This is a genomic window from Staphylococcus sp. TE8 (assembly GCF_000692055.1).
In the GTDB taxonomy this organism is placed as follows: Bacteria; Bacillota; Bacilli; order Staphylococcales; family Staphylococcaceae; genus Staphylococcus; species Staphylococcus capitis.
On sequence record NZ_JMGB01000001.1, the window covers coordinates 849843 to 861599 of the forward strand.

16 protein-coding genes are annotated in these 11757 nt (G+C 32.9%); 2 read left to right on the plus strand and 14 right to left on the minus strand.

Translation table 11 applies throughout. From position 1 onward, the window contains the following. Nucleotides 1–2: 2 nt before the first annotated feature. The 14 genes from CM54_RS04085 to CM54_RS12320 form a co-directional block, all read right to left on the minus strand. Nucleotides 3–1076 carry an undecaprenyldiphospho-muramoylpentapeptide beta-N-acetylglucosaminyltransferase gene (locus CM54_RS04085; protein WP_037549109.1) on the minus strand — a complete coding sequence of 358 codons (1074 nt, stop codon included), beginning with the start codon at nt 1074–1076 and terminating at the stop codon, nt 3–5. Nucleotides 1077–1093: 17 nt separating this feature from the next. Then, nucleotides 1094–1597: a GNAT family N-acetyltransferase gene (locus CM54_RS04090; RefSeq protein WP_037549112.1), complete on the minus strand. Its 504-nt coding sequence runs from the start codon at nt 1595–1597 to the stop codon at nt 1094–1096. Between the two features lie 217 nt (nt 1598–1814). Continuing rightward, a complete protein-coding gene (locus CM54_RS04095; protein WP_037549115.1) occupies nt 1815–3293 on the minus strand; it encodes a S41 family peptidase in 1479 nt (492 codons plus the stop codon). Between the two features lie 358 nt (nt 3294–3651). Further along, on the minus strand, nt 3652–3876 hold the full coding sequence (locus CM54_RS04100; RefSeq protein WP_037549118.1) for a YozE family protein: 225 nt from the start codon (nt 3874–3876) through the stop codon (nt 3652–3654). Further along, entirely contained in the window at nt 3876–4376 is a 501-nt protein-coding gene (locus tag CM54_RS04105; protein ID WP_037549121.1) for a PTS sugar transporter subunit IIA, read from the minus strand. The genes CM54_RS04100 and CM54_RS04105 overlap by 1 nt, the downstream gene beginning before the upstream one ends. A gap of 12 nt (nt 4377–4388) precedes the next feature. Next, entirely contained in the window at nt 4389–4817 is a 429-nt protein-coding gene (gene msrB / locus CM54_RS04110; RefSeq protein WP_002433862.1) for a peptide-methionine (R)-S-oxide reductase MsrB, read from the minus strand. Continuing rightward, nucleotides 4810–5337: a peptide-methionine (S)-S-oxide reductase MsrA gene (gene msrA / locus CM54_RS04115; protein ID WP_023350271.1), complete on the minus strand. Its 528-nt coding sequence runs from the start codon at nt 5335–5337 to the stop codon at nt 4810–4812. The genes msrB and msrA overlap by 8 nt, the downstream gene beginning before the upstream one ends. A 105-nt stretch (nt 5338–5442) precedes the next feature. Further along, entirely contained in the window at nt 5443–6282 is an 840-nt protein-coding gene (gene fakB2 / locus CM54_RS04120; RefSeq protein WP_037549124.1) for a fatty acid kinase binding subunit FakB2, read from the minus strand. A gap of 10 nt (nt 6283–6292) precedes the next feature. Continuing rightward, nucleotides 6293–6778, minus strand: a complete 486-nt coding sequence (locus tag CM54_RS04125; RefSeq protein WP_037549127.1) for a dihydrofolate reductase — start codon at nt 6776–6778, stop codon at nt 6293–6295. 67 nt (nt 6779–6845) lie between these two features. Further along, complete coding sequence (locus tag CM54_RS04130; protein ID WP_037549130.1) at nt 6846–7802, minus strand: thymidylate synthase; 957 nt, start codon at nt 7800–7802, stop codon at nt 6846–6848. A gap of 187 nt (nt 7803–7989) precedes the next feature. Next, nucleotides 7990–8427 carry a bacilliredoxin BrxA gene (brxA, locus tag CM54_RS04135; RefSeq protein ID WP_037549133.1) on the minus strand — a complete coding sequence of 146 codons (438 nt, stop codon included), beginning with the start codon at nt 8425–8427 and terminating at the stop codon, nt 7990–7992. Between the two features lie 52 nt (nt 8428–8479). Then, nucleotides 8480–9592 (minus strand): conserved virulence factor C family protein, encoded by a 1113-nt coding sequence (locus tag CM54_RS04140; RefSeq protein ID WP_037549142.1) that lies wholly within the window; start codon nt 9590–9592, stop codon nt 8480–8482. A 33-nt stretch (nt 9593–9625) separates the two neighbouring features. Continuing rightward, nucleotides 9626–9880 (minus strand): NifU N-terminal domain-containing protein, encoded by a 255-nt coding sequence (locus CM54_RS04145; RefSeq protein ID WP_002433917.1) that lies wholly within the window; start codon nt 9878–9880, stop codon nt 9626–9628. A gap of 12 nt (nt 9881–9892) precedes the next feature. Next, entirely contained in the window at nt 9893–10087 is a 195-nt protein-coding gene (locus CM54_RS12320; RefSeq protein ID WP_023350266.1) for a zinc-finger domain-containing protein, read from the minus strand. Nucleotides 10088–10360: 273 nt separating this feature from the next. On the opposite strand from CM54_RS12320, the gene CM54_RS04150 reads away from it, so the two are divergent. Continuing rightward, entirely contained in the window at nt 10361–11065 is a 705-nt protein-coding gene (locus tag CM54_RS04150) for a queuosine precursor transporter (RefSeq protein WP_037549145.1), read from the plus strand. Nucleotides 11066–11301: 236 nt separating this feature from the next. Further along, complete coding sequence (locus tag CM54_RS04155; protein ID WP_037549148.1) at nt 11302–11694, plus strand: ribonuclease HI family protein; 393 nt, start codon at nt 11302–11304, stop codon at nt 11692–11694. Nucleotides 11695–11757: the final 63 nt, after the last annotated feature.

The window sequence follows — 11757 nt, forward strand, 5'->3', positions numbered from 1 at the left end:
CCCTACTTATTTAATGCATCATGTACAATTTTATCAAATAAATCTTCTTTAGTATAACTTTCTTTATATGTTTTCATTTGTTTAATAATATCTTCACGATTTGTTTCAATATCATTTAACTCTTGTAATAAACCTACTTGAGTTAGTTCATCTTCAAGTGTATATCGGCCATAGCCTTTCGATGAAAAGTTTTTAGCGTTATCAATTTGGTCTCCACGAGATTGATCTAAACCTAATGGGATTAATAACATAGGTATTCTTAATGTTAAGAATTCATAAATAGCATTTGCACCGGCACGACTTACTACTATATCTGTTATAGCTAATAAATCAGTTAAATCATCTTTAACAAACTCATATTGAACATAACCTTTTTTATCAATAGTGTTATCAACTAGTCCTTTACCAGTTAAATGGATAATTTGATAATCATGTAATAAGGCCTCAAGATTTTCACGAATTGTTTCATTGAGTTTCTTACTACCAAGACTACCACCCATGACGAGTAAGACCTTTTTATCTGTGTTAAAACCGGTTAATTGATAACCACGTTCTTTATTACCTTGTTTCAAATCCTCACGAACGGTTGCGCCAACAAAGTCAGCTTTATCTGTAGGAAGATATTGAAGTGTATCTTCAAATGTCGTATAAATTTTTTTAGCGAATTTAAGTGCGATTTTATTCGCAAGTCCTGGTGTTAGATCAGATTCGTGGATGATTGTAGGTATTTTTAGTGAGCGGGCTGCAATGACCACAGGAACGCTTACGAATCCGCCCTTTGAAAATAATAAATCAGGTTTATGTTTTTTTAGAATTTTACGTGCATCTAATACGCCTTTTAATACTTTGAAAACGTCTTTAGCATTTTCAAATGATAAATAACGACGTAATTTACCACTAGAAATAGGATAGTATTTTATATCTGGTAGTTGAGATTCAATCATCTCTCTTTCAATTCCTTGTTTAGAACCGATATAAAACGCTTCATGACCTTTTTCCACAGCAGTAGGAATAAGACTCAAGTTAACAGATACGTGTCCTACTGTTCCTCCACCGGTAAATGCAATTTTCGACATAGTTACAACCTCTATTCCTATATTTTTTTATAATAAGCGTAAAATGGTGCGCCTCTATCGAAAGGATGATAATCCATTTCTGCTTCTCCAGATTTAGTAAATCCAAATTTCTCAAAAAGATTTTGCGCGGGTTTATTTAGCGCAAACGTGTCAGTAAGAATAACATGTATGCCATGTTCCTCTGTTAAATCTACCGCAAATTGGAAAAGTTCAGTTGCTGCACCTTTATAATCTTTTGATCCAGCTAATCTATGGATAACATAAGCACCTTCACGATTAACTGGCCATTCAATGTCATCATACCACTCTGATTGTGTTTGGTCGATAACAATAAAACCGTAAATTTTACTATCTACATCCAATACATAAAGTGTTTCGGTTTCGATGTCTTTCTCAAAATGTTCGGTTACAGGGTATTTATCGTCCCATTGATTATTATTAAATTCTTTCATTTTTTCTTTTGCTTCATCAACGAGTTTTTCAATTACAGGTAAATCATTTTTTGTTGCTGTTCTAATCATCTTGCCAAAACACCTCTTTTTTATAGTATTAAAAAAATGATACGCCCCATTTCTTATATAATTTAACAAATGAGGCGTATTTTAAACTTATATAACTAAAGTCGCTAACTATTATATAGATTGTATTAAATAAATGAGCGATACATTCTCTCTAATAGTACTTTAAGTCATATAAATAAGATTTAATCAAACCTATATTTACTTTTCAAACAATATCTTACTTAAGTTTTTTAAGTAATTTGTCTAATACAGTATCATGTTTATTTGACTTTTCAACTAATTCTTGAGTGAATTTATCATTTGTCTTTTTATCAAATTTTCCGGTTACTTCCAAATGATTGTCTTTCTGGAAGGATTTAATTGCAGATTCTAATTCTGAATCAAATTGGTTAGACTCATTATTCACTTTATAACCTAAGGCTGTGAGTCCAATTTTCATCGTTTTAACATTCTTATTCTCGTCACCTAAATGATAAGTTTTATTATTAGGTATAACGTTAAGAGATTGATATTTAGGTGTAGCTATTTTACTGTCCGGTTGAATACCTTTACCATGAATATAATGACCATCAGGTGTTAACCATTTCATTTCAGTATATTTTAGTAATGAACCATCACCGAATTCACGTGTAGTTTGTACAATTCCTTTACCAAATGTTTTAGAGCCATAAACCTTAGCTTTATGATAATCTTTCATAGCACCTGTAAAGACTTCTGATGCACTTGCTGAACCATCATTTACTAAGATAGAAACATCCATATCTTTTGCTTGTTTCAACGAATCATTTGATGTTTTCAATTGCTCCTTATCATCGCCTTTTTCTAATTGAACAACTGTTTTTCCTTTATCGATAAAGATGTTCGCCATTTTAACAGCTTCGTCTAGAAGACCACCAGGATTGTTACGTAAATCTAATACTATTTTACGTACACCTTGTTTGTGTGCCTTGATAATTGCAGATTTTAATTCTCCAGATGTATTACTTTGGAATTTATTAATAGTAAAGACACCAACGTTGCCTTTTTTCTCGTATTCGACACTCTTAACATGAATCGTATCACGTTTAATCTTAATGTCTTTTTCTTGAGAACCTCGTTTGATAGTTAAAGTTACTTTAGTACCTTTTTTACCTCTGACTAGTTTTACGACTTGGTCTAATGGTTTGCCTTCAACAGATTTACCATTAACTTTCGTTACGACATCTTTCGGTTGTATTCCTGCTTTTTCAGCTGGTGAGTCTTTCATTGGACTGGTAATACTAATTTGATCATTTTTCTTCTGCATTTCTGCGCCAATACCAACGAAATCTCCTGACACACCTTCATTGAATTGTTTAGTTTCCTCAGAAGTCATATATTCTGAATATGGATCCATTAATTCTTTAACCATTCCATCAATTGCTGATTGTGTTAATTTATCTGAATCTTGCTTTTTATAATAATCTTTATTTAGCGTCTTATATACATATTCTATCTTTTTTAAATCTGCACGTTGATCTTTATTGAGTCCGCTCATCTTATGACTAATCAATATCGTCGCGGCCACAGTGATTCCTGCTGTTATTAAAATAACTCCAAGAAGAATCAACAGAAACTGCCAAATTTTAAATCTTACTTGTTTGTTTTTATTTTGAGAATTTGATTGACTTTCGTCGTCTTGTTGTTGTGCATCATTACGTTCTGAATCATTACTCACTTTATCACATCCCTTGTACTTGCTAAATTTATATTAATCATTATGTATATGCTCTTAGTTCTCCCTTTTTTATGAAAATGAAGTTAGAAAATATATAAAATAGACAACTTCTCCAACTGTGAAGCAAATTAAGCGAGGACTACTCTTCATTATTATATAACTATGTTTCATATACATGAGTCGTAAGATGTATCTTAAATTAATTTGAAAAATTGAGAATCATGCTAACATATGTAAATGATGGCTTTAATTTATATACAAAATCAAACAAAAATGTGGGAGTGAAATAGTATTCAACTTTAATCGTTTGAACACAAAGTTCACTCCCTTTTTTTATTAGTAAAAACTTTGTTTAATTTTAAAATTTTAACCATTCAGTATACTCTTCGTATAAATCATCAAAGACATACATGGGTACAGTAAACTCACTTTGAGTTTCAATGTACTCTGAAAGGATGTTGAAGTCATCTTCATGTTTAGGAAATGCAAGGTCATCAAAGATTTGCTCAGCTAATTCCCCTTTATCGTCTTTACGACCACGAACAGTCATAACAAATTGATAGAATGAGTAATTTTTAACCATTAGCTTACAGTCACATCAATAACTTGAGTCTCGCCTTTAACAACTGCTTCTACATCTTCTAAATGAATAGACTCAGTTTGGTCAGAATTTGTGATAATAATTGGTGAAATGACTGATTTAGCATTATTTTTAATATATTCTAAATCAAAACGAATAAGTGGGTCGCCTACCTTCACAGTGTCACCACTTTCGACTAATACTTCAAAGCCTTCACCATCAAGTTGAACAGTATCTAGACCAATGTGTACGAGTAGTTCTAATCCATTGTCTGCTTTAAGTCCGACAGCGTGCTTAGTTGGGAAGACATTGTCGACCTTGCCTTCGATTGGTGCAACGACTTCACCTTCTGTAGGATTTATACCAAAACCCTCACCCATCATTTTTTGTGCAAATACAGGGTCAGGAATATCTTCAATTTTCACATATTCACCTGTTAACGGTGCGTATATTTTAATATCTTTATAGATTTCTTTGCCTTTTCCGAATAATTTTTTAAACATTGTTGTTCACTCCTATTTTTCAAAGTGTGGAATTAAATCACCATATCCAAGTTCTTCTAACTTTTCATATGGAATAAATTGAATAGCTGCTGAATTAATACAATAGCGTAGACCACCGGTTTCCTTCGGACCGTCATTGAATACATGTCCTAAATGACTATTAGCATCTTCAGAACGTACTTCAGTTCTTATCATACCAAAAGATTTATCAACGAGTTCAATGATTTCATCATCATTTAATGCTTTGGAGAAACTTGGCCAACCACAGTTAGATTCAAATTTTTCCTCTGATGTGAATAAAGGTTTACCAGATAATTTATCAACATAAATACCCTTATCAAAATGATTCCAATATTCATTTTGGAATGGTGGTTCTGTGCCATTTTCTTGAGTGACAAGATATTCCATTTCATTCAATTCATCTTTATTTTTCTTAATCATTTTGAGACCCCCAATGTGATTCTATAAATGCTTTTCTGCCAGATCCACGTTGGTATTGCTCATAATGCAATGGATTTTTCTCATAATAGTCTTGGTGATAATCTTCAGCAGGGTAGAAGTTTTTATAAGGTTTGATTGGTGTGATGACAGGTTTATTAAATATACCTTGCTCTTCAATTTGTTGTTTTTTCAATTCAGCTGCCTTTTTCTGATTATCATCATGATAAAAGATTACTGGCTGATAACTTTCACCTCTATCGAAGAACTGACCACCATCATCTGTGGGGTCGAATGTTTTAAAGTAAACATCTAATATATTTTCGAAGGAAGTAATTTCAGGATCGTATTCAATTTGTACAGCTTCAACGTGACCAGTTTGATTCGTACAGACTTGTTCATAAGTGGGATTCTCAACGTGACCACCACTATATCCTGAAACGACAGATTTTATTCCTGGGTAAGAAGTAAATGGTTTTACCATACACCAGAAACAACCTCCTGCAAGCGTTGCATATGCCATAGTAGTACCTCCTTAAGTTGTCTCTTTTTTAATAATTTACGCTAAACACCATGTAATTTAAAGTATTTTACTCAACATTAAATAGCTAGAGTTTATCCTAAAGAATTAATCTCTAAGTACAACTAGACCAATAGCACCTTGACCTGTGTGAGTTGAAATAACTGGAGTTGTGACGTTGACATCAAATTGATCAAAATGAAAAGCATCGCTAAATGACTTTTTGAGTTTATCAACAAATTCAATCACATTCGCATGAGCAACACCTATTGATTTAACATTATGATTTTCAATAAATTCAGTTATTTCTTTCTTTAAATATTGAATGCTAGATTTTTGAGTTCTAGCATTATGAACAAGTTCTAATTTTCCCTCATTTAATGTACCTATGGGTTTAATCTTCATAATATTCCCTATTAAACCTTTAGTTTTACTAATACGTCCGCCCTTAATAAGTTGATTCAATTGCCCTATGACTACGAAAAGTTGAATATTATCGCGTAGTTTGTCGACACTTTCAACAATGTCAGTTGTAGGTGTTCCCTTTGCAACTAAATCAACGATGTGCTCAATTTGATAACCTAAGCCATATGAGATTGATTTAGAATCGATAACAGTAATTTTATCGCCTACCATTTGACTAGCTTGAACGGCAGTATTATAAGTACCACTCAGACCTGAAGATAGATGTATGCTAATAATCTCTACATCTTCTTTAATTAACTCTTCATATTTTTCTATAAATTTACCGATGGGCGGTTGACTCGTTTTGACGTCTGCATCTGCCTCGATATATTCAATATATTCTTTAGAAGAAATGTCTTCTTGATCAGTATAAGAATTACCATCAATAGTGATACTTAAAGGAATAACGTGAATATCATGTTTCTTTAAGTATTCATGTGATAAATCAGAGGTGGAATCCGTGACGATAACTTGTTTAGTCATAAATAGCCTCCTATTGGTCATTTCTGCGCACTAAATGTAAAAATGTATGCGGAATAGTATTTTTTTCGTCTAATTGTCCTTCAACAGAACTCTCAACTTCCCAATCTTCAAATGTATAAGGAGGGAAGAATGTATCTCCTTGGAACTTACCGTCGACAACAGTGATATACATGTCATCAACTTTATCTATCATTTCTTCGAAAAGTGTTTGTCCACCAAAAATAAATACTTGTCCAGGAATATCATTAATTTCTTCAATAGAATGAATGACATCGACACCTTCGTGTTTAAATGAAGGATTATTTGTTAATACAACATTTCGTCTATTTGGTAAAGGTTTCCCAATAGATTCGAAAGTTTTTCTACCCATTACCAATGTGTGACCAGTTGATAATTGTTTAACGTGTTTTAAATCATTTGGAAGGTCCCAAGGTAATTGATTTTGATATCCGATAACTCTTTGTTTATCATGTGCGACGAGGATGGATAAAGTCATCGTCTTCCCCCTTTCTTATGGTAAATATGATTAGATTTCTATATTTTTATTTATAAAGTAAGTCAATCTATACCGCTATAGGTGCTTTGATAGCAGGGTGTGATTCATAATCCACAATTTCTAAATCTTCATAGTTGATATCGAAAATGGATTTGTCTGAATTTATCTGTAAAGTCGGTGCTTTGTAACTCTCACGAGAAAGTTGAGTTTCAATAGCTGACATATGGTTTGAATAAATATGTGCATCTCCGAAGGTATGAACAAATTCACCTACTTCAAGTTCACATTCTTTTGCGATGAGATGAGTAAGTAAGGCGTAGCTCGCAATATTGAAAGGTACACCTAAGAAAATGTCAGCACTACGTTGATAAAGTTGGCAACTTAACTTACCATCTTGAACGTAAAATTGGAACATAGTGTGACATGGTGGTAGCGCCATGGTCTCAATCTCTGTAGGATTCCACGCAGACACAATATGACGGCGAGAATTAGGATTTGTTTTAATTTGCTCAATTACTGTTTTTAGCTGATCGAAGTGATTACCATCTTTATCTTCCCAGTCTCTCCACTGTTTACCGTAAACATTACCTAAATCACCATATTGGCGAGCGAATTCATCATCATTTAGAATACGTTCTTTAAATTTTTTCATCTCTTCTTTATATTGCTCATTAAATTTTGGATCTTCTTGAGAACGATGTCCAAAGTTAGTCATGTCAGGTCCTTGATAGTCTTCAGAATTAACGTAATTTTCGAAGGCCCACTCGTTCCATATATTATTATTATATTTAAGTAAATATTGTATGTTTGTATCACCTTTAATAAACCACAACAATTCTGTAGCTACTAATTTAAATGAAACTTTTTTAGTTGTTAATAAAGGGAACCCCTTTGATAAATCAAATCTTAATTGATGACCAAACTTAGAAATTGTACCAGTATGAGTACGATCATCACGTTGATTACCTATTTCTAATACCTCTTCGCATAAGCTATGATACGCTTTGTCGAATGGATTATACATATGTACAGCTCCTTTAAGTAAATCACTTTATTTTAGTTATTATTAATAAATTATATTACTGAATATTATACTAGAAATCATTAACTGTTGATAGGGAGAGCTATTTAAGATGACAAATTTCTTTTTTTGGATAAAAAAACCGAGTTACATTGTGAAATGCTGTAACTCGGGTAGTACAATTAAAAAATTATTGGCAATGGTCATCAAAAGCATCTTTTAAATCCATTGCGATATCGTTAATATCTCTGCCTTCAATATGTTCACGAGGGATAAAGTGAACTAAGTTTTGCCCTTTAAACAAGGCATATGAAGGACTAGAAGGCACTTGTTGGATGTATTCACGCATTGTTTGTGTTGCTTCTTTATCCTGACCTGCAAAAACAGTTACTTTATTTGTGGGTTTCACTTCGTTTTGTTCAGCAACCGCTACAGCAGCTGGTCTAGCTAATCCTGCTGCACAACCACATGTTGAATTAATAACAACGAATGTTGTTTCATCATCTTTTAAGTCATTCATGTAATCCTTCACATCGTCACTAGTTTCTAAACTTTTGAAACCATTTTCAGTAAGTTCAGAACGCATTTGTTGCGCTAATTCTCTCATATAAGACTCATAGCCGTTCATATTAACACTCCTTGATACTTCTTTTGTCATTTATTATTAAACATTAAATAAGTTATCTTTTCCGATTAGCAATTTGTTTCCAAACTGAACCTAAAGCCTCATCTCCATTTTCTATTCTGGAGATAGCCATTTCTATTTGAAGTTTGACTTCATACGCTGAATCATCTGCATGTGCTTTTAGTGATGCCAATTGTTCCTCATTACCCTCATCAAAAATAAACATCGCTGCACGCCATCTTACGATTTTTTGAGGGTCATCAAGTGCTTTTTCCATTTCTGGTAAAGCTTCTTTGAAACCTAAGTCACTAAGGCAATCGCCAGCAGTTCTTCTTACAGCTGGACTTTTGTCGTGAAGACCTTGATAAATATAAGGTAAAATCTTAGGATCTTCAATCATCCCTAGTAGCACAACAGCTTCACGTCTTAGAGGGATTTTCTCTTCATTAAGTGCTGTTTCTAACAACGGGATATCATCAAATGTAGGTGTTGGAAATGCCTTAAGCATTCTGAGACGTGCTTTCCAATCTTGTGCTGAATCATACTCATCCAATGTGACATGTTGATAATGTTGTTCTGGAACTATAATATCAGTTTCAAGTGCTTCTTTAACTAGCGAATCAAGGCGTTCTTCGGGATAAAGTGCGATAACTTCTTCATAAACGCTCTCCATTACTTCTTCCATATTACCATATCGAATGCCGAAATTTTCCCATTTTCTCAAGAATACTACATTATCATTTTCTTTTTGGGCTTCTAGCATTTTATCGATATAAATTTCTGGTAATTGTTTACGTTGTTCATCTTTATTTGTTGTAATCTTAAGTTGATAAGGTATCCCTTTAAACATTAGAACTTCCGCACGAACTTCACCATAATGTTCGTCTGGTTGAGGTTCTTGATTATAGCTTGATTCATTATTAAGTGTTGAAGTGATTTGAGGTAAGACGTCTTCCCAATTGGCCTTTGGTTGTTTGTCTATTGCTAGGAAATCCATCACATAAAAGATGGATTTTACGCCTTCAAGTTTGAGAAGATCGTTAATAAATTGTGGTTGATTTTCTCTTACTTCAGTATAAGTATTGGATTGATTATCTTCTCTTTTTTCAGATAATACAATTTTCATTGTATTAGGACTAGGAGTAGGTTCTACACGAACAATCTCCATTTTTTAGCCCCCCTTTTAAATAAAACGTTTATATTAATGATTAAAAGCTGCTTGAATTTGTGGTAATAAATCATCCCAGTTTGCGTCATCTTCTTTGTCAACTGAGATGAAGTCCATCACATAAAAAATAGATTTGACGCCATCGATATCGAATAATCGATTAATAAATTCTGGTTGCCCTTCTTTAGCAGAAGTATAAGTTGTTGAAGAATTATCTTGACGTGGTTCACTTAAAGAAATTTTCATAGTGTTGTGATTTGGTGTTTCTGAAATTGCTACGATTTCCATATTGGTGTCCTCCTATTGTAGCTCGTTCCCTATTTGTTTGATTTGTTTACCTACTGAACACTCATTAATGCAAAAATGATGCGCTTGTGTTTTTCCTTGCGTTTTTCTGTTGTGCGCTTTTAGTGGGCATTGGTAACAATAAGTGTTCATGAGCTCGTCGATTTTATTAATCGCTTTTTGTTCTGAATAAGTGAGTATAGCCTCCACTTCCTTTAGCTATATACTTTTTTAATGTTACATCTCTTATTTCACATGTTTGTATTATAGCATTGTTAGGGAGGTATTTTGAAATAATCAATTTATATTTAATTATTGGAAGTTTGTTGCAAATGATACTGAGAAAGAATGTTGATTGAGTGGTATGTATTATGTAAATTTTAGTAACGCTATTGCATATTTTTGTTTTTTAAAGTAAACTAATTAGGTTGTTTTTTCGCGGTTTCTAAACACCCGCTTTAACAAAATTTAGGAGGATGTAAGATGTTTAATGAGATTTTTGGTGTAGCTTCGTTTATAGTTACATTTATTTTAATGGTTCTCATGTATCGCTTTTTTGGGAAGCATGGTTTAATTGCATGGGTAGCAATGGGAACAATTATAGCTAATATTCAAGTCATAAAGACAGTTCATATATTTGGCATTTCGGCGACATTAGGGAATGTTATGTTCGCCTCTATCTATCTTGCTACTGACATATTGAATGATATTTACGGCAGAAAAGTAGCAAAACGTGCCGTTTGGTTAGGTTTTTCTTCAACATTAGTAATGATTATTGTAATGCAAATGTCTTTACACTTTATACCTGCACCTGAAGATACTGCTCAAGGTGCGCTTAAAACAATCTTTGATTTAGTGCCTAGAATTGCTTTAGGTTCAATCGTTGCATATATTATCGGGCAACATGTAGATGTGTTTATCTTTTCAGTGATTAAAAAGATTTTTAGCTCAGATAAAACGTTCATTATACGTGCTTATGGTAGTACGATTTTAAGTTCAATTATAGATACAGCATTATTTGTTATCATTGCATTCGCAGGTACTTTACCTAATATGGCTGTGTTCGAAATATTTATAACAACTTACCTACTAAAACTTATTTCAACTATATTCAATGTGCCTTTCGGTTACATTGCTAAATCTTTCTATCGCAAAGGTAAGATTCAAAAACTTGATGAAGGCTATTAATTCTTAGTCGACCTATTAAAGGACTAAGTTAATTGAGACTGTCGATAAAGTCTAAGGACTTTGTTGACAGTTTTTTATGTGCGCGTTTTTTCAGGATCTTGTCTCAATATACAGGTATAAAACAAGTCTTTAAAGGTAATTATTTTCAAGAAAAAGTCAGGAAAGAAATGATTTGACCTGTCTATTTATAAATTTGCTACAATATAGTCAAACTTACAAACGAAGGTGTATATGAGATGGCAAAAATATACTTTGATGCGGCAACTAAAGGTAATCCGGGTAGAAGTGCATGTGCAGTTGTAATTAAAGAAGAATCTGAACGTCACGTGTTTACTCATGATTTAGGAGAGTTAGATAATCATAGTGCGGAATGGGCAGCAATGATTTATGCGTTAGAACATGCAAGAGAGCTGAATGTTAGAAACGCCCTACTTCATACTGATTCAAAATTAATTGAAGATAGTGTTAATAGTGGTCGTGTAAAAAATGCTAAATTTAAACCTTATTATGATAATATGGAAATTCTCGAACAAAGTTTTGATTTAATGTTTGTTAAATGGGTTCCTAGAGATCAAAATAAAGAAGCAAACCAGCATGCGCAACAAGCTTTATATAAATTGATTAAATAAAAAAAGAACAGGCTATAGGATTTCCTATAACCTGTTCTTACTTTAGAAGCGGTTATTTATTTT

Excerpts from the sequence above, each read along its gene's own strand:
- brxA (WP_037549133.1), bottom strand. The coding sequence starts at position 8,427 with ATGAACGGCTATGAGTCTTATATGAGAGAATTAGCGCAACAAATGCGT.
- fakB2 (WP_037549124.1), bottom strand. The coding sequence starts at position 6,282 with ATGACTAAACAAGTTATCGTCACGGATTCCACCTCTGATTTATCACAT.
- CM54_RS04085 (WP_037549109.1), bottom strand. The coding sequence starts at position 1,076 with ATGTCGAAAATTGCATTTACCGGTGGAGGAACAGTAGGACACGTATCT.
- CM54_RS04130 (WP_037549130.1), bottom strand. The coding sequence starts at position 7,802 with ATGTATAATCCATTCGACAAAGCGTATCATAGCTTATGCGAAGAGGTA.
- CM54_RS04100 (WP_037549118.1), bottom strand. The coding sequence starts at position 3,876 with ATGGTTAAAAATTACTCATTCTATCAATTTGTTATGACTGTTCGTGGT.
- CM54_RS04090 (WP_037549112.1), bottom strand. The coding sequence starts at position 1,597 with ATGATTAGAACAGCAACAAAAAATGATTTACCTGTAATTGAAAAACTC.
- msrA (WP_023350271.1), bottom strand. The coding sequence starts at position 5,337 with ATGGCATATGCAACGCTTGCAGGAGGTTGTTTCTGGTGTATGGTAAAA.
- CM54_RS04145 (WP_002433917.1), bottom strand. The coding sequence starts at position 9,880 with ATGGAAATCGTAGCAATTTCAGAAACACCAAATCACAACACTATGAAA.
- CM54_RS04125 (WP_037549127.1), bottom strand. The coding sequence starts at position 6,778 with ATGACTTTATCCATCCTCGTCGCACATGATAAACAAAGAGTTATCGGA.
- CM54_RS04140 (WP_037549142.1), bottom strand. The coding sequence starts at position 9,592 with ATGGAGATTGTTCGTGTAGAACCTACTCCTAGTCCTAATACAATGAAA.
- msrB (WP_002433862.1), bottom strand. The coding sequence starts at position 4,817 with ATGATTAAGAAAAATAAAGATGAATTGAATGAAATGGAATATCTTGTC.
- CM54_RS04150 (WP_037549145.1), top strand. The coding sequence starts at position 10,361 with ATGTTTAATGAGATTTTTGGTGTAGCTTCGTTTATAGTTACATTTATT.
- CM54_RS04155 (WP_037549148.1), top strand. The coding sequence starts at position 11,302 with ATGGCAAAAATATACTTTGATGCGGCAACTAAAGGTAATCCGGGTAGA.
- CM54_RS04105 (WP_037549121.1), bottom strand. The coding sequence starts at position 4,376 with ATGTTTAAAAAATTATTCGGAAAAGGCAAAGAAATCTATAAAGATATT.